Below are 20557 nucleotides of genomic sequence, written 5' to 3' on the forward strand. Positions count from 1 at the left end.
ATTGTGTGGATAAGGATAGCTTTAACCAGCCATTGTTTTAAGTTTCGGTGTCGGCTTTCCACTCGATGCCCAACATTTTGGAACATACTTCGAAATGACGTTGCGCCAGACCAGGTTTTTTCGCTGTGAGGCTAACGCGGCCCGGCTTGCGGTTATCGGAATAGTATTCGCCGGATTTCCACATGATTCCGGGTGTGCCGTCAATGAAATACGCGAGGTTCTCGCCGCCTTGTTCAGCCGAGGAGCCAATCGAGGACATGATGGGGGAAGAATAGAATTTTCGGAAGATAGTATGGGACTCAAGAGAAAAATTCGTAGCGACGACCCCAGGATGAAATGCCACGGAATTAAGCCCTAGTGAGTTATAGCGACGGTGTAATTCTTGGGTGAATAATATGTTGGCTAATTTGGCGTTTGCGTAACTAAAACCGCTATTGAAGTTGCGTAGGCCATTGAGGTCGGTCAGATCAAGTTTTGCCATGACGTTGGCTCGTGATGAGGTGGAGACCACCGATGCACCCGATTTAATCAGGGTATCGAGCAGTTGCCAGGTGAGCACCATGGGGGCAAGGTGGTTGACTTGGAATGTCAATTCAAATCCGTCACGGGTGAGTGTCGGCCCGTCGAAAAGCCCACCTGCATTGTTCGCCAACACGTCGATTCTGTCGGTTAGTCCTCGAATGTCGCTGGCAAGAGCTATAACGTCCGCAAGATCAGCGAAATCGGCGGTTAACCCAATCGCTGATAATTCTGCAGCGATCGCTTCGGTCCGCTGTTTATTGCGGCCGACCAGAATGAGCCGGTCTTTGGGGTGGGCGTGAGCTATATGCCGCGCTGCGGCGGCACCAATTCCAGCGGATGCTCCGGTTATGACAATTGTTCGCATGGGTATCAGTGTACGGCCACCACCGGAAAAGATGCAGAGATTTGTACCCATGTCTGCGCTAAAGAACGGCGACACAACTGGCCAATGGAAACCTGAAATCGAGATAGGTGAATATCAAGTAGCGTTTAAGTTAATGAAAGGATTCTGGAATTGTTGTCGGCGGTATGACGCTAGGGTACCCCTTGTTGGGGGAGGGGTTTAAAGTCGAAAGTGCTGGAAATACTGGGGAAATTCGAGTGCGGTTGTGGGCTTAGATGATAATTAATCCGATTCTTTGCAAATGAAAATCAGTAGCTTTAAGGTATTGAGAGTTCTTAATTGGATTGATTTTCAATTGCTTTTGGGAGGCAAAAGAATGTCCCGCTCAATAACAAAAATAATGGCCGCATTAACAGTCAGCGCGGTGATTTTTCCTAGCGCGGCTCACGCGGGCCCGGACGACGGTAAAACCGTGATCACCAGAACCCATGTTGACTCGCCAAAAACGTTTTGGGATCCCGCAACAAAAACCTTTGACCAAAAAACCTCTGCTGGTAACGACGTTCTCCATGAGTTCGATTCCTCGGTGATTTATTTAGGCAAAGGCTGGAGTCGACGAGGTAAAAACCAATACCAATTCACCATTCCCGATGATGGTCACCTCACCGAAGTCGGTGCCCCAGGCGACGTTTTTTATGCAGGACCGAGCAATGTTATTGGGCCTTACCCGCTATGGTGGGGGTTTGGGGCCGGGAGCCTTCCGCTTAACGATTTTCAAAATGACAACGTGGTGCTTGAGCTTGTCGACGTAGACGGCCCTGGTGAAGTTCATTTTTTCACCCACTACGACAATTACCCAGCGGGGTTACGGAAATTCTTAGGGTCGACCGCCCAAAGCACACGCATCTGGCCCTTGACTAGCGGAGATCATACGCATAACACTATTTTATTCACCAAACCTGGTCGGCATATTATCACCTATCGGACGATAGCCAAGCTCAAGGACGGAACCACTGTCGAATCCGGAGAAAAGCGGCAAACCGTCCAAGTAGGAGGTACCGAGCCACGCAAGGAAGCGTCGCAAAGCTTGGAAGAACGCTACGCGGCCGCCCCAGAAGGAAACCTTGCCGAAGCCGGATATGAGCTAAGCATCGCCCCCTATAAACCCGCCCAACCCAAGGAAGGTGACAAAAACCTGGAATTGGTCAAGTTCCAGGCTAAAGACACCAGCGTTAGCGGCACCCTAACACTGCTTAACGACGGCTACCATCTTGCCGACATCGACGTTGTCAACGGATACGCGGAATGGCCAGACCTGTTTGGTGCTAAAACGTCCATGCTGCAGGCGGTATTCATTCCGGCTACTGAATCCGGTGCGCGTTGGATTTCACCTGTGATTTCACGCAGCTTTCTAAGCAGCCACACAGTTTCTTCCGAGCAGAACCCAGGACAGCTTGTTGCACCGACCAAGAACCCGGCAAACGTAAGGTTCTCTTCACCTGCAAGCCTGGAAAAAGACGCGACGGTCTCGGTAGAAATCGACGATGTGCCTGGCTCAAGCGATTTTGCGAAACTAACAGTCACTGTTGATGATCCCAGTTTCACCGGTCTGCTACGAGGCGGCTTTGCTGACAAATACACCGATACAGTGACGACAGATCCCGCGGAGGCACCCATTCTTAACGGACGTGCAGAATTCTTCGTAGAACGCGAGAGCATTGCAGGCCGTTACCCCAAACTTAAGATTATTCCGCACCCCACGCACAACGCTCTCACTGCAACGATTGCACCCGAGCAACAGATTCCGGAAGCAGGAAGTTTAACGCTGCCATCAGGCACGATAACCCGCGCACCTAAATCTGCTGATACGAGCCCAAATGATCCGTCAAACCAATCACACCGATGCGGTGAGCAGTGGCTTCTAGCTTCCGGGCACACCGACCTTGAAGCCCGACGCGACGGCGATGCTTTCACGATGACCTTGTTGGACCAAACCAACACCGAGGGCTTTGAGACATACCGCCGAAAGGTCAGCGATGTAATCAACGTAGTTCGTGATAATGCGCTAAGTAAGCGGGAAAAAGGACTAGCGAAACCTGAGCTTGATTTCCTTGTTCCAGTTGGTGAGAAGTTCTATCATCTGCCACAAAATTCCAAGCAGGATATTTTGTGGCCAGGGTACAACACTGAACGGTTAAATTACGAGGAATTTTCCGGTTCTGTTGATCTACACCTGGAACCAATCACCATGCCTAACGATGCCATATTCGGTGTCTTTAGTGAAAACGGATTGGCAGGGGATATTAAAGTTCTTGCCAATTCGGCAGCAAAGGATCACGTAATCGAAACGGACCTCGCCACACACGCGCATGTCGGTTGGGCGTTTACCAAACCTGGTGTTTATCGGTTCAAAACCTTCTACAAGGCGACCATGAAGGACGGCACCGATGTGTCTTCCGCACCAGAAACCATGACCTTCGTGGTTGGTGCACAGCCTGGTACTGAATGCCAGCAGTTGGATAACTCCCAGACCCCGCCCGCAAATGACGGCTCTGCGAAATTGAAAGGCGGACATATTGCCGCAATTGTGGCGGCGATTATCGGTGTGATTGCCGCAGTCGCTGCCGCGGTTCTCAGTGGTCCAGCACGGAACATGCTGCAATCAGCCTTAGCCCGGCTGCGGTTTTAAACACACAAAAACTTCCAGCGTTCTTGTTGGCCAAACCATTCATTTCCATGAGGAGGAAAAATGAAACTTCGTACTCGACTAACAGCAACAGTTGCCGCTGTTGCGACCGCTGCGGCGCTTAGCACCTCAGGTGTGGCACATGCCCAGGAAACGACACTAAGCAAAGGGCACGTGGATGTTTTTCATGTGTCGGCCACCGATGATGGTGGGCTTAAGCTGAATATGAAAGAAGACATCACCGGGATAGCTGTCGAACGTGATGCAGAATCAGCAGTCCTGGAGGCAAACTCCCGCGCATGGACCGCTGAGACGAAGAACCTTGACTTTGTTGGCAAAGAGGCCGTCTACTTGCCACTATCCCAAGCTGAAAATCCCGAGGTTTTGTTCCCCGGCTGGGACACCACCAAGGTGCGAACCAAGAACTTCAAGGAAATCGATCTGAAGATCAAGGAATTTTCCGGACCGGGCGAGTTGTATCTGTTTAATCGTGATGGCGGTAAAGCCAACCCTGTTGCTGCCGATGGAAACTACAAGATCGCCAGCGGCTCCGTGATTCCGGTTAAATTCCCAACTCACGCGCACGCCGGTTGGGTGTTTACAAAGCCTGGTACCTACACCATGAAGGTTGAAGCGACCGGAAACGGAAAAACCAGCAACACTGCAACCTACACTTTCAAAGTTGCGGAGAAGGAAAAATCTGGAGCTGCCCCGGCTCCTGCTCCGGGTGATACATCGAAGCCTTCCTCCATCAGCACTGGTGGCATCATCGGAATCGTCATCGCTGTACTGGGCGTGCTCGGTGCTGCGATCGCAGCGTTGATGGGTGGGAAACTACCCCGATTCTAATCACCACACTTTTGCTTCGTCGCCGCTTGATAGGCGGTGACGAAAACTCACCCCGTTAGTATTTTGTTGGGAATATTTTTCACATGTTTATAGCGAAAAACCCCACCATAACGGTTAACTCGCAAGGCGCACCTTGTACCGCAGCCAGCCAATACCCGTTGCGGCAAGCGTGTGCCGTTGCGGCCGTTATGGGACTATTTCTGTTATCGCTCTTTGTACCTGCGGTTTCGCAGAATTTACGCTTAAGCGACGGACATGTTGATGCTTTCACCGTGATCGTTGAGGACGGTGATCTGAAATTAGTATTGAAGGAAGACATCACCGGCAGTGGGGTGCATCGTGCCCCGGAATCCGTGGTGCTAGTCGTATCAGATAGCGCATATAGCGATGCCACCTCTGCGGTACCTGCGATCGGTGGCGCAAGTTATTATCTCCCTCAGGCTCAACAATCTGGGCTGCTATGGCCAGGTTGGGACACGTTGGGGGCGCAAGCAATCGCCCAAAACATCGATTTGAATTTTGAATCGGTATCCGGGCCGGGTGAGGTCTTCGTATTTGAAAACAGCGGTGGTGGAGTGCAATCTGTCACCTCAGATGGTTCGTTTAGCTTATCCAGCGGATCGGTGATTAACCAGCCATTTCCAGCGCACCGACATGTTCACTGGGCTTTTACCCAGCCCGGAACGTATACGATGCAGGTATCTGCCGCGAGCGGTTCCCGTACAAGCAATACCGCCACCTACACCTGGGAAGTAGGAAGCGCCACACCTGGTGGAAATCCGGACAATGCATCCACAGGTACTGGTAATGCACCCAATACCGCGCAGCAACCAGCTGCCCCTGGGAACCGACATAATCCAACCCCATCCCAAGGGCAAGCGACCGGCGGTGCAACCGCACAACCTGGGCGAACCGGCGGTACAGCCACAGTCGGTGGCGGTGCTTCGAGTACAGGTGGCGTGGCAACTGGTGGCGCAGTAGCGGGTGCGGCAACTGGTGGCGGTGCTAGCGGGGGCAGTTGCAGCCCAGCTGTAATTCCCATGATGAAGGATGACCGGACTGTCCCAGCGACCTGGCGAAATCTCAGCGAGATTCAATTTGAACTCGGTGGTGCCGCGAAGAAAGATTTACCTGTCGCGATCGGGCCAGTGCCGAAAGGGCCAGTGTGGATGATCGGTTCTACTCAGGAACCAAACGTTCCGTGGGTGGGCGCCAATTCCCAGCACCCCAGCATGTTAGAGCACACTCAGGGGTCCGTGACGTGGGAACTGGTTGGGTTCTCTGGGCCCGGTCCGATGGTTGTCTATAGTCAGGGCGGTTTAGGCCAAGTAGTGGGTCAAGAATGGTTCCGGGGTGCGAATAACCAAGCGCAAGGTAGTTATACCATTGGTGCGAATGCCCATGTTCACCCCAATTGGGTGTTTGGGGCACCAGGCGTCTACCACGTATCCATTCGACAAACCACCACCTTGAAATCTGGCGAGAAAGTCGCTGGAACTGGCACGGTGGTGTTTAAAGTTGGCAGTGGTAGCCAAAGCGGACACTTTGACTTAGGTGCGGCAATCGACCCAGCAGGCGGCAACTGCGATCCAGGCTTAGTCGCCGCACAAGGCATCGCGCCTGCATCCCAAGCTACAGGCGGTGAAGCTGTTACTGATAATTCTCTGAGCGGCGAAGTCGCCGATGCGGCGGGTGGGATTACCGCTGTGGGTAAAAACGCTGCCGCAGCATCAGAAGCCGACGAACCCGCCATAACCTTGGCGGCACAAATCGTCCAGACCTTACCTTATGTGATTTTAGGCTTGGGGCTGTTCGTTCTTGGTGCGGGAACCAGTAACCTCAGTGCGGCGGTACAGCGTCGAAAAGCGGCTAGCACAAGCACGGCGGACGCAACTGCCAAGGATGCGTCATGAATCGGCGAACCCGAGGCAGACGAGTGATCGCCCAGATACATGTCAGCTTCGCACTTGGGCTCGCCGGAATTACCGTGGCCAGTTGCGCAGCAGACGCGGTACCGTCATCGGTTGCTGGTGCCCCTAATAGCAACGACAACGTGATCGACATTGTCGCCACTACGCCGATCATTGCGGATCTTGCCCGAAACGTTGCAGGCGATCGCGCTCGTGTTACCTCAGTGATGCCGCTTGGCTCCGATCCCCACAGCTACGAGCCGGGATTACGTAGCGTTCGCAACATTGCAAACGCGGACATAATTTTCAGCAACGGTCTCCTGCTGGAACAACAATCCCTGCTGCGTACCGCTCAAGAATCCCGGCTTCAAGACGTACCGTTCGTGGAATTAGCTGATGCATCACCTCGCCACGGTGGTGAGTTGATTCCGCTGGTGGAAAACATCGCATTGGATACTGTGTGGTTGGGGATGCGCATTGCAGGCGACGGTGCGCAACTCGGGGCCCAAAAAACCAGCGGAGTGGACATGCACCTGAAAGCCGCGTCCGGCCCCGGCGATGCCGCAGCATATGTCACATCAACGTTCGGTTCCCCGGAGGTACTCTTTAACACAAGAGACGGCATTGACTTAGCCGACAGCACTATCCTGCCTGTCGACGCACACACTCACGTATCCTGGGCGTTTAGCAAACCCGGCGAATACCAGTTGACCTTTGGCGCAACGCTTGACACCCCCACTGGCCCGGTTGCGATCGATGATGCAACGATCACCGTCGCCGTAGGTGTGGACCCCCACGCGATTGCAGCGAAACGCAACGCGCACATCATCGACTCTGGGCACGTGGATGTCACTGCGGACATTACACAGAAACGAATGCTTTTACGCGGCGACGCCCCTACCGGCACCGATACCTCATATAACTATGAACCAGAGGCCACCGTCGTTGTGGTGCCACCTAGCGTTTTACAAACCATTCCCGGTGAACCAGCGTTTAGATTCCTCGGCACCCCTGGATCAGAAGTTTACCTGCTGCCACAGGCAGTATTAGGAAAACACGTCCATGGCGAAGTAGACCCACACCTGTGGCACTCGGTGAAAAATACCATCGCTATGGTGCGGGTCATCCAAGACGAACTTATCGCCATCGACCCCGGTGGTCGCGCCGATTATGTGGCCAACGCCAATGAGTACGTTGAAAAGCTCGACAACCTCGACCGCGATATACGGGCAAAAATTGCGCAGATTCCGCCGCAGCGTCGGCATCTAGTGACAACTCACGACGGCTACGCCTACCTAGGCGAGGATTACGACATTAATATTGCAGGATTTGTTACACCCAACCCAGCCATTGAACCGTCACCGCGCGACGTGATTGCGTTAACCCGGACGCTAGAAAACCTACATGTTCCAGCCGTATTCTTAGAACCGAAACTGGCTGGTCGCGTTGGGGTGCTATCGGAGACAGCGCAGCGGTTGGGGATCGTAATCTGCACGATTCGTGGTGACACCCTTGATGAGCACGTGCCGACGTATGTGAAGCTGATGCGCACCAATGTTGACGAACTTGCCCGGTGTTTGGGGAAACCAGAAAGCCAAAGCATACAATCCGCAGAGTAAACCGAGAAACGCTGAAAACCAGCTGGTGCTTTACGGGCCGACATCCGCTAGCGAACGTTACAACTTAAACCAACAGAACAAGAGGAAATGCAATGATGAGGAAACTCACCCGACGAACCCCGCTCCGATCAGTCGCAGCCGTCGTGCTGGCGGCTGCCTGTCTTGCTACCAGCGCCGTGCCGGTTGCCGCAGGCGATCTCAATCAGGTTGTCAGTGCCGATGAAGCTATCGCCCCGGCCGGTGAGCTTATTGAATTTCGCTCCGGGCATGCCGATATCGGGCCGCTGATGGCGCCGAAGAAGGACGCTTCCGATGCGCCATTTTCCACCTATATTCGGGACGATTCCAGCGCCCCACCTGTGTGGCGCAGCCCAGAAGACGTGCTATTCGTGGTGGGGGACAACGCCAAACAAACCCTGCCAGAATCCGAAGACTTTGCATTCACCGGCGCGGCGCCAGGGGCATCGGTATGGGTTGTTCCGCAGGTGGAACAGGTTGGTGTGCCGTGGGTGGGGTGGAATACCCAATCGCCAGCTTTTGTGGAGGCGATCACCGGCGGGATAACCATGAGCTTTATTGGGCATAGCGGGCCGGGGCAGTTCACGTTATTCCTGCAAAACGGTGGTTTTGAAAAGCCGCAACTGCTGTGGACTTCGGCTGATAAAACCGCCCAAGACATCTATGTCGATGCCAACACACATACCCACGCAAACTGGGTGTTCACGGAGCCGGGAATTCACCAGGTAGCGGTGAAGATAACTGCCGAATTGAAAGACGGTGGTGTGAAGGAGGACACAGAGATTTTAAGTTTCGCTGTGGGGGAAGAAGCGGACCTTCCTGCTGCCCAAGCGGTCACCTGGGATGGGGATTTTTTGGCCAAGGGTGATGAAAGCGGCGTGGCTGCCGTAGGTACCGTCGATCGTGCGGGAGAAAACCAAGCTGTGTTGTGGGCAATCATCGCCATAGTGGCGGTGCTAGTGATCGGCTCCATCATCGTGGTTATCAGGGCACTTGGTCGGCCGCGGGGTGAGAAGTGACGATCGACGTGCAATCACAACCCCAGTCACAACAACAGCCACGAACTGCGCTGTTAACCGCCACCGACGTATCGGTGACACTTTCGGGGCGTCGTATTTTTGACTCCCTTAGCTTTTCCATGTCGGCCGGGGAATTCGTCGGGCTTGTGGGGCCGAATGGTGCCGGAAAAACTACGTTTTTGCGAGCAATCTTAGGTCTAGTTCCAACGTCGTCTGGTGTGGTGGAAGTAGCAGGCAACAAAGGGCGTAAGCTGCGATCGGCGGTGGGTTACGTGCCACAACGGCACGAATTCGCCTGGGATTTTCCGATTTCAATTCGTGAATGTGTCGCAAACGGCCGCACCGGTGTACTCGGATGGGTGCGCCGTCCGGGCCGCAGTGACTACGATGCAGTCGACGAGGCTATTGCCCGGGTGGGGTTGGAATCCCTCGCATATCGCCCTATCGGCCAACTTTCGGGTGGTCAACGGCAACGCGTGCTGGTGGCGCGGGCGCTATCGACCAAACCGCAGGTTTTGCTTTTCGACGAACCCTTCACCGGTTTGGACATGCCGACCGCCGAACAATTAACCCGCCTGTTTTCCGACCTGGCGGATGCTGGCACCGCCATTATCATGTCAACCCATGACATTGGCGAAGCGCTGCATTCCTGCCACCGGCTGGTGCTGTTTAAAAACGGCATTCGTGCCGACGGTTCCCCTTCGGAATTAACGGACAAAACCCTATGGTGTGACACATTTGAGGTCGGCGAAAATTCGCCGCTGATAACCCTGGTGAGGGCACATACCCATGCTTGATATTTCTTTCATCGACTTCATCCACGATTTAACTAACCCTGCCTTGGCCTTCTTACCTAAAGCCTTGCTGATGTCCGTCATGTCGGCGGTGGTCTGTGCCGTGGTGGGAACGTTTGTAGTGTTACGCGGCATGTCGTTTATCGGCGATGCCGTTGCCCATGCGGTTTTCCCGGGGCTGGCTATAGCATTCGCCCTCCAAATTTCGGTGCTGGTTGGTGGGGCGGTGGCCGGTGCGACGGTTGCCCTGCTCATCGCGGTTTTCTCGCAGCGTCGACGCGTGAAGGAAGATGCCGTGATCGGTATTTTCTTCGCCGCGGCGTTCGCACTTGGTTTAGTGGTGATCTCCCGGATCCAGGGTTACACCGCCTCGTTAAATAACTTCCTCTTCGGTTCCATCACAGGTGTATCCACAACCGATTTGATCGTGGCTGGTGGGGTAGGGGTGCTGATTATCGGCGTGATCTTCCTGATCCTGCCGCAATTAACCGCCGTCGCTCTTGATCGGGAGACTGCCTTTGCCATGAACCTACCGGTTTTTATCCTTGATCTCATTATTTACCTTGCGGTAACTGCCGCTGTGGTGATGTCGGTGCGAACTATCGGCAATATTTTGGTTCTGGCGTTGCTTATCACCCCGGCTGCAACCGCCCGCTTGGTCACGGATTCGCTCAAGTCGACGATGATGATCGCCTCCCTAGTGGGGGTGATGGGGGCTATCGTGGGTATTTATTTTGCTTGGGCGATTGACTTGCCAGCCGGTGCTACTATCGTATTAGTTTTGACAATGATTTTCTTTATCGCATGGTTGCTATCTCCCAGACAAGGTTTTTTAGCAACGCGGTTGCATAAACACAAGGTGGTTGACTCACATGACTGCACTGTATAGACCACGCACGGTCATCGCACTCGGGTTTAGCCTCGGGCTCATCTTAAGCCCCACCGCAGCCGTATACGCCACCGATCACCCGGTCGGCGACGGCGAATCAGCCCCAGTAACTAACGAAGCTATCGGTGGAAACACACCAGCACAACCACTCGTATCCGACACGGTTACCGATGCGGAAAACCCAGCACCACAGCCCGAAACGCCAGAAACCAGTCCACAGGCACCTCACACCCATACCCCCAGTGTGCAACTGGCTCCCACCGAAACCCCACTTCCCGATGCGGTTGCGATCCCTAACCCCACAACCGTTAACGAACCAAACCAGATTCTTCCCGTTGCCGTACCAACAGAGGAAGCATCAGACTCGTTCGTTATCAAAGAGTCCCACCAAGACATTCACCTTCAACTCATTAACGGCTATCCGCACATAAAAATGCGTGATGATGGTTCCCAATTATCAGGAAAAAGTGCCTATCGTCCCAGCGGCAGCGCCTACATTTTGGTGGATCACCAGAGTGAAAAAACACTCAAACGGGGTGAATTAGCAGCTGACACAGACCTACCCGACTCCAGCTACGTTATGCCAGAAAACCAGATTGAGGGGGTGCCGTGGGTGGGGTTTAGTACCGTCGGCCTAACCCCTGGTGATGTTGCAGGTCCCGACAACGTGCTTTTAAGTATTGCCAAAGCAGAGACTCCGGACAGTGGTCGGATGCTGTTATGGACTGAAGGCGGATTGAAAGCCGAACCACAGCTGAGACTTGACACCGAAGATCTAACCAAGGAATGGGAATTCGGGCTCAATAGTCACGTGCACACCGGATACGCATTTACCAAGCCGGGCCGCTACGACATCACCTACCAATTCGCCGGTGAATACAACGGTGTGAATTGCCAGAAAACCACGCCAATAACCTACACGGTTACGTTCCTGGTGGGCGAAGAATCCTTCAACCAAGCACCAGCAGATGCCCGTGAGCAAGGAACTCCTGCCGATCACGAAACGGATTTCGGCCACGGTTTTACAAAACCACCGGCAACCAGCAGCTGCGATGGTAAGAGCCAACCGGGGCGGTCCCGGAAAACCGGCGCGGGTGATGGCCTTAGCGCCAAACCGATCGACGATGCACTCAAGAAAGTCGACCAAGAGCTGCAAAAGCTCGGCAAGACACCAGGTGGCGATAGCAAAACCACCACTAATGCTGGCGCCGGCGGGACGAGTACCAAGCCAACTCAGAAGCCATCGCAAGCCACCCCAACCACAACACCGTCTGGTTCCACAGCGACACCGACAACGGCAACCGCAACCACTGGTGGCACCAGTGGAGTGCAATTCACGTCCGCGCCGGGCCGTTCGGTGACGGCAGCTGGCTCGATCCCAAGTGCCGCGCCAGGAGCCGGCGCTAAAACAGCGACCGCCCCAGCACCTACAGCTGGAAAGCTCGCTGACAATGCCCCGGTAGCCTCGAACGCGGAACCGGTGTTGGCTGCAGCCGAACCTAGTACTGCGGTTACTGCATCGGGTGATGAGACTGCGGCGGAAGCTGAAGTGAAAGCGACGGCTAATGTACTGGACAATATGGGAATGTCCCACGGTTTCGCGCTAGGGGTGGGGCTGACAGCCTTAATTGCAGGTTTCTTCAGCCTGCATCTATCCCGTCGGATGTAACCCGGCTAATACTCGCCGTTTCCTGGCTAGCGCAAACTGTGCGTTGGCCGCAGCGCGCTACATGCGGTGAATGGCGTTTTGCGCTTTCGCTAAACCCTCGGTGCAGATCAGCCGCACCGCTTGAGTGGCGGCAGAAATCATCTGCGCAAGCTGCTCGTCGTGCGGGATGGTTGAAAGAACGTAATCGGGAACTGGTTGCCCTTTCGGTGGTCGGCCGATTCCCGTGCGCACCCTGATGTAGTCGCGGCTTGATAGCTCTGCGGTGGTGGATTTCAAACCATTGTGGCCGTTTTCGTTCCCGCCCTGTTTAATCCGCGCTTTTCCGTGCGGCAAATCTAATTCGTCGTGGACAACGATGACTCGTTCCGGTGGAATTCCAAGTGCGGAGCATAACGGCGCGACTGCGGTTCCGGAGACGTTCATAAACGTTGTGGAACGAGCCACCAGAACTGGGCAGCCGTCGATGGATACATTAGCGACGGTTGCCGGGATTCCTTTGACCGGGCGCAGGGATTGGCCTAATGAATCAAGCAACGAATCGATCACCATGTAACCGACATTATGCCTGGTATCGACGTATTTTTCGCCGGGATTGCCAAGTCCGATCACTAGCCACTGGGCAGGTTCGGGCGTAACGTAGCCGGGGGAACGGCGGGTAACCAATGATGTGAGACGCTGCCAAAGATTCATGTTGTTTATGCTCTCATAGTTTCATCCGCGCACCTAGAATTTCTGTATCGAGCACTGTGCACCACCTACACAAGTATCGTCTACCACATTCCAAGCACCTGACCGAAGGGAAGTATATGTCGACGCGAGTGTCTGCCGTACTAGCTGAACTAAAACTGCCGATCATTGTTGCGCCAATGGCGGGTGGGCCGACAACCCCGCAGTTGGTGGCGGCAGCACACGCTGCCGGTGGGTTGGGTTTTTTCGCTGCAGGTTCGGATACACCGGAAAAACTTATGCGTGATGTACGTGCTTTACAACAGCGTCCGCATGTCAGTTTTGGGGTAAATTTGTTTGCCCCGCAGGATCAGATACCTAGCCGGAACGATGTGGAAATCCTGCTACAGGCACTTCGTCCTGTGTATGCCACTACGGATCAATCAGTGCCCGATGCAGAACAAGTTATGTCTACTACGGATTTCACTAATGGCTGGGATGCGAAACTGGAGTTTCTTCTCAACGTGGGCGGCAAAGATTCTGGGTTGAAAGCCGTATCGGTGTCGTTTGGTTGCTTCAGTGACGAAGAGATAGCCGCTATCCACAACGCAGGTTTGGAGGCGTGGGTGAGCGTGACAACTGCGCACGAGGCGGGGATTGCCGCCGAGCGGGGTGCTGATGCCCTTATCGTTCAGGGGTACCACGCGGGCGGGCATCGACTGTGCTGGGACGCAACCGTCACACCGAAAGAGCAGTGTACCTATCAACTGATCGCTGATATTCTTCCAGTAGTGCCAAACATGCCGCTGGTGGCGGCCGGTGGGGTGCGTACCCCACAGCAGACAACCGAACTATTAACACAGCCACAGGTGGCTGCGGTTCAGTGCGGCTCAGCGTTTTTGCTGTGCGATGAGGCTGGTACCAGCGATATTAACCGGGAAATGCTTACTCAGTGCGTCGAGGAGAATACCGGTGAGTCGGTGACCACCCGCGCATTTTCGGGCCGATTTGCCCGGGGACTAGCAACCGCATTTACGAAGTCCCACCCGGAACTGCCGCCAACATACCCGCTGGTGGCTAAGCTTCTTGCCGGTTTCCGAAACGATCCGCAGACCGCTTATTGCCTGGTGGGGAGCAATCCTGAGCTGCTACGCAGCGGTACTGCGGCGGAGATAATCGCCTTTCTTATGCGTGATTTCTTATAGATAGCGGAAGTCTGGTTGCGAGAAAATATACGACTAAAACTTCGTATTTTTAGCTAAGGCTGTGCTATGTTGTTGGCTATGGGTGCGAAGACGAAGCGAAGCAAGCTGAAAGTCATTGACAGCTTTTTCGTCGATTCGTACCGAACATCTACTAAGCAACAAGCCGCTGAATTAGTGGGGGCGGCGTTTTCACAAGCGATGGGGCAGCTTGACTCCCAGCACTGTGATACAGAAATGCGTAAGCTGCGGGCTCAAATCGAGCGGGGCAGTGCTAAGAACAAGTGTTGCCGCTCGAAACCGCGGTGTAAAAAATGCCCAACAGTAATGCACCGGTTGCGCAAACAAGGGGCGCTCCAACTTGATGATACCGCATTGCGGGCAGCATTAGCTAAAGCGCGGAAGTGGTAAGGAAACGTTCGACTTCGTCTGCGATATCGGCGCACATGATCGGAATGTCCGCTTGTTCTTGCTTGGAAAACGGCTTGAGCACAAAGCTGGACACATCCATTCGCCCCGGTGGTCGTCCGATTCCTATTCCGGCCCGAATGTAGTTTTTGCCCAAAACTTTCGTGATAGACCGTAGCCCATTGTGGCCGTGGTTGCCGGTTGCTTGCTTGTCGACGCCCGGCGCCCGCAGTTTCACCACGCCGAAGTCGAGCTCAAGGTCGTCGAAAAGCACAATGATATTGTCAGTCGGAATCTTGAAGAAATCCGCTACCGCTTTGACCGGCCCGCCCGAGAGATTCATAAAACTACGCGGCGTGGCAAGAACAACCTTCCTGCCCGCAAGCGTGGTTTCAGCGATCATCGCATTGGACTTTTTATGCACACTAAATGTGGCGGGCATACCACTCGCGCGGCTTGCGAGCTCCTCTAGGGCCCGCGCACCGATATTGTGCCGGGTGTTGGTGTATTTTTCGCCGGGGTTGCCAAGGCCTACGATTAAGACGGGGGATTGTGGGTTCATATTCACTGGAGACATAATAGCGCGATCCGCCCCCATACCGATAGACAACCGGCATGGAGGCGGACAAGCGTTTTAGTTAAGCGAAATTACTCAGCAGCTGGTGCTTCTTCTTCACCTTCAGCAGCTTCTTCGCCCTCAGCAGCGTCGTCTTCTGGGACGTCTGCAACTTCTTCATGGCTGACGGTTGCCAGGACGGTTTCTGGATCAGCAACCAGGGTGGTCTTTTCTGGCAGAGCAAGATCGGAAGCGTGGATCTTGGAATCTGCCTCAAGGCCCTCGATGGAGTGGGTGATCTCTTCTGGGATGGACAGTACGTCTGCTTCAACCAGGACGGTGTCGAGATCCTGTACCAACATGGTGCCTGGTGCTGGCTCTCCTTCGAATACCACGGGAACTTCAACCTCAACCTTTTCGCCACGCTTGATGGCGAGCAGGTCGATGTGGTCAGCGTTGAGGGTGATCACGTTCTGATCCACGTGCTTAACCATCACGAGGTGCTTGTCACCTTCGATGTCGAGCTCGAACACGGCGTTACCACCGTGGTGGCGCAGCAATGCGTGAACATCGAGACGGGAGGTAGCGAAGTGGATTGGGGTTTCCAGATCGGCGGAGTAGATCACACCTGGGATTTTGCCTTCGCGGCGCAGGCGGCGGGCAGCACCCTTACCGAATTCGTTGCGTGGTTCGGCGGCAATGATAATAGCTTCGTTGGACATTGCAATCTCCTTACTTTTTAAACTTCAGTGCGGAGTGCGGTCCCAAAAACGGCAAAAGCCTTGCGAACCGCGACTCTACGGTGGACATGTCATCGGAGAGTCTTCGCAAGGCTACAAGTAGTTAGCTTTGGTGAAACACTATCGCGTCGATAACGGCTGTGCAGTTGATGCATTGGCCCTCGCCGAGACGTGAAAAACCATACCACATGGGTATGGTTTGACCAAGTCAAGCGATATTAGTGTGAAATAGCTTTTGCCATTCCCACACCGGTAAGTGAGCGCACTTCCATCTCAGCAGCCAGCTTATCCAGATCGTCCGGTTTGCCCAGTTTGGAACCAATGATGCCTAACAGGAAACCAGCCGGAACCGAAATGATAGCCGGATTGGTCAACGGGAACCAGGCGAAGTTCACACCTGCGCCCAGCATGGAAGTTTCTGCGCCAGAAACCGCAGGGGAAAAGATAATGAGAGTCACTGCGGTAATCAGGCCACCATACATGGAGAATAATGCACCGGTGGTGTTAAAGCCGCGCCAGTACAGGGAATACAAGATGGTGGGCAGGTTAGCAGAGGCCGCAATAGCCAGTGCCAAGGTGACCAAGAATGCGATGTTCTGGCCCATCGCGCCGATCCCTAAGATGATGGAGAGGATTCCGATGACCACCACAGTGATGCGAGAGACGCGGACTTGTTCTTCTTCGGTGGCTTCACCATTGCGTAGCACTGAGTTATAGAGGTCGTGTGCCACGGAAGCCGATGCGGAGATTGTAAGGCCAGCTACCACGGCGAGGATCGTCGCAAAGCCAATGGCCGAAACGACTGCCATGAAGAAGGAGCCGCCGACCCGAGCCGCCAGCAGTAGCACTGCGGAATTGCCGCCGCCGGGGGCGTTTTGGATGGTTTCGGTGCCGACTAGGGCCGCCGCGCCGAATCCCATGACTACGGTGAGTAAGAAGAACAATGCCACTATTGCAATGGTCCAGGTCATTGAACGGCGTGCTACCCGGGCGGAGGGCACAGTGTAGAACCGCATGAGCACGTGCGGTAGTCCGGCGGTGCCCATGACGCAGGCAATGGCGAGGGAAATAAAGTCAATCTTTGTCAGGGTTGATTTGCCATAGCGTAGGCCGGGGCCGAGCACGTCGGTTCCCTGCGGGTGGGTGGTTGCGGCGGATTCCAACACCGCGTTGAAACCACCTTTAATGGCAACGAAGGTAAGTATTGAGATGATGACTGAACCGCCAACCAGAAGAACAGCCTTAATCATTTGGACGTAGGTGGTGCCTTTCATGCCGCCGACCAGGACGTAGATGATCATCAAAACACCCACCACGGCCACTACTGCCGCCTGTGCTGCTTTGCCAGAGACTCCGAGCAGTAGCGCGACCAAGCCGCCTGCGCCTGCCATTTGGGCGATGAGGTAGAACAGGGAAACGCTTAGCGTGGTCACAGCTGCGGCGGTGCGGACTGGACGCTGTTGTAACCTAAAAGACAATACGTCGGCCATGGTGAAGCGGCCAGTATTGCGCAGCGGTTCGGCCACTAGTACGAGCGCTACCAGTAAAGCGATGAGGAAGCCGATGGAGTAGACGAAGCCGTCGTAACCGTAGAGTGCGATGGCACCAGTTACACCCAGGAATGCTGCGGCAGAGAGGTAGTCGCCGGAAATAGCGAGACCGTTTTGCCAGCCTGAGAACGCGCCGCCGCCGGTGTAAAAGTCGGAGCCTTTTTGCGAGGTTGTCTTCGATGTGCGGATGACGATGGTGAGGGTGACCGCGATGAAGATCGCGAAAATGGAGATGTTGAGGATCGGATTGCCGGTATCTACCGTGTCTTGGGCAAGAATAACGTGATTTATCATGATGGTGTTTTATGTTTCCTTACACACTCGTGGGATTAGCCGCTAGCTGGGGATTCGGGGTTTGTTGGGTAGTTGCCCTGCGAAATGGCGGGTTGTTCCATTCGGTGGCGGATTTGCTCGGTGGCTGGGTCGATTTTGTTATCGGCGAAGCGGACATAAGCCCACGTGACCAGGCCTGCGGTTGCAAATTGCGCGAGCCCTAGAACCATTCCGATATTGATCGCGCCAAACACGGGGGTTTTGACGAAGTCGGTGGCAAAGGTTGCTGTGACTATGTAGAAGACGTACCAGGCAAGAAAAGCTACGGTGACAGGGAAAGCAAAACCACGGAAAGTTTTGCGTAGGGAGGAAAATTCGGGGCTTTGGGAAACCGCAACGAATTCCTCCGGGGTGGGAACATGTTTGGTTGGTTGGGTCATTGGGACGGGAAACTTCCTTGTGTGGGGCAAGAAATCCGAACCGATTGCGATGTGACCTAGGATTCCCTGCCGGAATAAATGTGTCTTGGGTCACCATCTAGGGTGATATGTTTATTAGACATGAAAAAGGTGGCCAGGGCACGCAAATTGTGGGAATTGTGGATTTTCTAAGGCTTTGCGACGGATTATGTGTGGTTAGTGACGGTGGATATGGTTATGTGGCTAGCGTATAAATCTGTACGATTTTGATTGAAAACGTACTGCTCAAAATGTGTTATGTGACACATTATTGGATGGGGTGGATTATGATGATTTTGCAAATTGATAGGTTTAATCCAAATAATTCGACTTGATCGTACTACCCACATTCAGGGGTGCTAAGTGGTAAACGGCAGAAGTGAAAATAATGGATGGTGCGTAGGGGGTGTCGGCTAACCGAAAGGCGACAGGGTTGCGTTGAAAAGCGTTAAAGGTGTTTGAGTGCCTCCCGGCGCGATAACGGCGAAAGCTCGTGTTCGGCGACAAATGCTCGCACCCATTCCGGGTCGGTTTTCGCGTAATCCCGCAGCGCCCATCCGATAGCCTTATTGATGAAAAACTCCGTGCTGCCTAGATTTGCGCAGATCACATCGGTGAGCAGCTGCGTATCGGTGGCATCCTTGCGTAGTAATTGATGGTTGATGGCGATTCGGCGCAGCCACATGTTGTTGTGGCGTGCCCAGGCGCGCATGTGGGCTGGGGTGCAGATCGCACCCACGCTTAGATCGAGTGAATCGACGGTGTCCCACCAGGACTTGGTCATGGCGAGGGTCCCTAGCCACTCCACATCGGCGCTGGTTAGGGTATTCGTCGGTGCTGATATGTGGGCGCGGATGCTATCGGCGGCCACGTATTGAAATTCCCGCTCCGGCTGCGCCCACAGCAGCTCGACGACCGCGATGAGCTCGGCTCTGCTGGCGGTTATCAGGTATTTTATGATGCTTTTCGACGCCCGCCTGCGGGCTGGGGTTTTAACCCCTAGGTATTCAAATTGCTCCCGCATGTATTTCTTTTGCCCTGCCGCAACTTCCGTGTCGCTTACTGCGACAAGCGCGGCCCTTAAATCGTCGACCAGGTGCTGGGGATCCATGTGAGTTATCTGCTTTCGTGCGGGAATTTTTGGGCATTATTGGACGCTAAACGCTCTGAGCTGGTTTGTCTTGGCGTCGAAGGTTAATGTCACTGCGTTGTCTAATGTTACCCGGCGGCAGTCGGCGATAGTTTCCTCGCGAAAATGCATGGCTCGCTTTGCTAGCTGGTTAGATACGTTGTCCCACCCTAGGTCGGACGGGGTGGAGAATATCCACGGGTTGATTTCTATGCCCCATCCGGCCAGGGCGGGCGGGAAGTGGTCGGAGAAGATTTGATAGACCACATGATTTTCGATGTGCAGTTCGATGGATCCGCATTTCCAGATGTTAAAACCGGGCTTTTCATAAAGCTTGGTTGCAACCTCCGGAAACAGCTGCTTGATGGACGCCGTGGTCTGTCCGATGAAAAACGGCCCGCAGTCCCCGGAACAGACCAGTGCTTCTAAGTCAATGAAGTGTCGTTGGTCGTCGGTCATAACGGTGATTTTAGGGGCGGTAGTCTTTGCTGAAAGCACTGCAGGTGTGCAGACTATCGGGGAGGTTGGGGATATCATCTGGATTTTCAAAGATGAGGGACACCCCGCTTTCAAGGGTCATGGTGATATTGAGGCTTGTGTGTTGTATCTCGTATTCGATGGTGGCGCGGTCAAGGTGCTCGGAAACCTCGGCGAGGCTAAGCGCGGTGATGTCGGTGAAAAACCACGGATCAAGGGAAATGTGGTCGCCTGCCGATAATGGGGTGAAGGCGAAGTGATCGGTGAACACACAGGTTACTGTGTCATCGAAGAAGTGCAGCTCGATGTTTCCATATGTCCAAATGGACCCGCCGTAGTCGTTATCCCATTCCTCGTCCGGATTGTTAAGGAGCTTGGTCACCTCAGTCTTATTAAGCGGGGCATTAATTGGTCCGAATTGTCCGGTTCGGAAGAATTCTTTGATGTCGATATGCATGGGTTGGGTTTCTATTGTTGGTGCGGAGCCTGGTTTCGTCGAAAAGTGAAAACCGATGATGAATAGCTGTCCACGTGATAGGAGAGAAGCATGGACGCCATCTAGCGATTGTGAATGAACATATAACCAACTAGTCGGATCTGCTATCCGCTACACGTCGTCATGCAAAATTTCTTATATGTCTTGTCTGTGCGGAAACCGGATGGGCGAAATGCGCGAACACGAACAACTTAAGCAGGCGAAGCCAAGCGGGTTGCCTGGTGATAAACGCAAAACCGGAAGCATAAGGAAAACCTCATGCTTCCGGACATGGTGTCAACACT

At 54.0% G+C, this 20557-nt stretch carries 19 protein-coding genes; 10 read left to right on the top strand and 9 right to left on the bottom strand.

The annotated features are described in order from the left end of the window. Positions 1-37: 37 nt before the first annotated feature. Positions 38-886 (bottom strand): SDR family NAD(P)-dependent oxidoreductase, encoded by an 849-nt coding sequence (locus CMUST_RS05200; protein ID WP_047261626.1) that lies wholly within the window; start codon positions 884-886, stop codon positions 38-40. A gap of 355 nt (positions 887-1241) precedes the next feature. On the opposite strand from CMUST_RS05200, the gene CMUST_RS05205 reads away from it, so the two are divergent. The 8 genes from CMUST_RS05205 (at position 1242) to CMUST_RS05240 (ending at position 12318) form a co-directional block, all read left to right on the top strand. Continuing rightward, positions 1242-3554: a choice-of-anchor M domain-containing protein gene (locus CMUST_RS05205; protein WP_158408197.1), complete on the top strand. Its 2313-nt coding sequence runs from the start codon at positions 1242-1244 to the stop codon at positions 3552-3554. Between the two features lie 60 nt (positions 3555-3614). Next, the gene (locus tag CMUST_RS05210; protein ID WP_052844540.1) at positions 3615-4400 is read left to right on the top strand and encodes a choice-of-anchor M domain-containing protein; all 786 of its coding nucleotides are present in this window, start codon (positions 3615-3617) and stop codon (positions 4398-4400) included. 83 nt (positions 4401-4483) lie between these two features. Further along, a complete protein-coding gene (locus CMUST_RS05215) occupies positions 4484-6313 on the top strand; it encodes a TIGR03773 family transporter-associated surface protein (protein ID WP_047261628.1) in 1830 nt (609 codons plus the stop codon). Continuing rightward, on the top strand, positions 6310-7929 hold the full coding sequence (locus CMUST_RS05220; RefSeq protein WP_052844541.1) for an anchored repeat ABC transporter, substrate-binding protein: 1620 nt from the start codon (positions 6310-6312) through the stop codon (positions 7927-7929). The genes CMUST_RS05215 and CMUST_RS05220 overlap by 4 nt, the downstream gene beginning before the upstream one ends. A gap of 92 nt (positions 7930-8021) precedes the next feature. Further along, positions 8022-8966: a choice-of-anchor M domain-containing protein gene (locus CMUST_RS05225; RefSeq protein ID WP_236690164.1), complete on the top strand. Its 945-nt coding sequence runs from the start codon at positions 8022-8024 to the stop codon at positions 8964-8966. Next, positions 8963-9763 carry an anchored repeat-type ABC transporter ATP-binding subunit gene (locus tag CMUST_RS05230; protein WP_236690165.1) on the top strand — a complete coding sequence of 267 codons (801 nt, stop codon included), beginning with the start codon at positions 8963-8965 and terminating at the stop codon, positions 9761-9763. Before CMUST_RS05225 ends, CMUST_RS05230 begins: the two co-directional genes overlap by 4 nt. Then, positions 9756-10649 (top strand): anchored repeat-type ABC transporter permease subunit, encoded by an 894-nt coding sequence (locus tag CMUST_RS05235; RefSeq protein ID WP_047261630.1) that lies wholly within the window; start codon positions 9756-9758, stop codon positions 10647-10649. The genes CMUST_RS05230 and CMUST_RS05235 overlap by 8 nt, the downstream gene beginning before the upstream one ends. Beyond that, positions 10633-12318, top strand: a complete 1686-nt coding sequence (locus tag CMUST_RS05240; protein WP_047261631.1) for a choice-of-anchor M domain-containing protein — start codon at positions 10633-10635, stop codon at positions 12316-12318. The genes CMUST_RS05235 and CMUST_RS05240 overlap by 17 nt, the downstream gene beginning before the upstream one ends. Before the next feature lie 57 nt (positions 12319-12375). Here the strand turns inward: CMUST_RS05240 and pth (CMUST_RS05245) are convergent, their stop codons facing one another. Further along, positions 12376-13008 (bottom strand): aminoacyl-tRNA hydrolase, encoded by a 633-nt coding sequence (gene pth, locus CMUST_RS05245; protein ID WP_047261632.1) that lies wholly within the window; start codon positions 13006-13008, stop codon positions 12376-12378. 116 nt (positions 13009-13124) lie between these two features. Here pth (CMUST_RS05245) and CMUST_RS05250 point away from each other — a divergent pair, with 116 nt between their 5' ends. Next, positions 13125-14189, top strand: a complete 1065-nt coding sequence (locus tag CMUST_RS05250) for a nitronate monooxygenase (protein WP_047261633.1) — start codon at positions 13125-13127, stop codon at positions 14187-14189. 66 nt (positions 14190-14255) lie between these two features. Further along, positions 14256-14597 (top strand): hypothetical protein, encoded by a 342-nt coding sequence (locus tag CMUST_RS05255; RefSeq protein WP_047261634.1) that lies wholly within the window; start codon positions 14256-14258, stop codon positions 14595-14597. Here the strand turns inward: CMUST_RS05255 and pth (CMUST_RS05260) are convergent. The 7 genes from pth (CMUST_RS05260) to CMUST_RS15865 all read right to left on the bottom strand — a co-directional run bounded on the left by pth (CMUST_RS05260) (position 14578) and on the right by CMUST_RS15865 (position 20234). After that, positions 14578-15171, bottom strand: coding sequence for an aminoacyl-tRNA hydrolase (gene pth, locus CMUST_RS05260; RefSeq protein ID WP_047261635.1), 594 nt, complete (start codon positions 15169-15171; stop codon positions 14578-14580). The two genes, CMUST_RS05255 and pth (CMUST_RS05260), sit on opposite strands and share 20 nt — an antisense overlap. Before the next feature lie 71 nt (positions 15172-15242). After that, entirely contained in the window at positions 15243-15872 is a 630-nt protein-coding gene (locus CMUST_RS05265; protein ID WP_047261636.1) for a 50S ribosomal protein L25/general stress protein Ctc, read from the bottom strand. 236 nt (positions 15873-16108) lie between these two features. Next, the gene (locus CMUST_RS05270) at positions 16109-17731 is read right to left on the bottom strand and encodes a solute symporter family protein (RefSeq protein WP_407922003.1); all 1623 of its coding nucleotides are present in this window, start codon (positions 17729-17731) and stop codon (positions 16109-16111) included. Between the two features lie 38 nt (positions 17732-17769). Beyond that, positions 17770-18153 (bottom strand): DUF485 domain-containing protein, encoded by a 384-nt coding sequence (locus tag CMUST_RS05275; RefSeq protein WP_047261638.1) that lies wholly within the window; start codon positions 18151-18153, stop codon positions 17770-17772. A gap of 466 nt (positions 18154-18619) precedes the next feature. Then, complete coding sequence (locus tag CMUST_RS05280) at positions 18620-19282, bottom strand: DNA alkylation repair protein (protein WP_047261639.1); 663 nt, start codon at positions 19280-19282, stop codon at positions 18620-18622. Positions 19283-19318: 36 nt separating this feature from the next. Then, the gene (locus CMUST_RS15860) at positions 19319-19759 is read right to left on the bottom strand and encodes a hypothetical protein (RefSeq protein WP_052844542.1); all 441 of its coding nucleotides are present in this window, start codon (positions 19757-19759) and stop codon (positions 19319-19321) included. 10 nt (positions 19760-19769) lie between these two features. Then, the gene (locus tag CMUST_RS15865) at positions 19770-20234 is read right to left on the bottom strand and encodes a hypothetical protein (protein WP_052844543.1); all 465 of its coding nucleotides are present in this window, start codon (positions 20232-20234) and stop codon (positions 19770-19772) included. Positions 20235-20557 lie beyond the last annotated feature (323 nt).

Origin of the sequence: Corynebacterium mustelae (assembly GCF_001020985.1) — a bacterium.
Lineage (GTDB): Bacteria > Actinomycetota > Actinomycetes > Mycobacteriales > Mycobacteriaceae > Corynebacterium > Corynebacterium mustelae.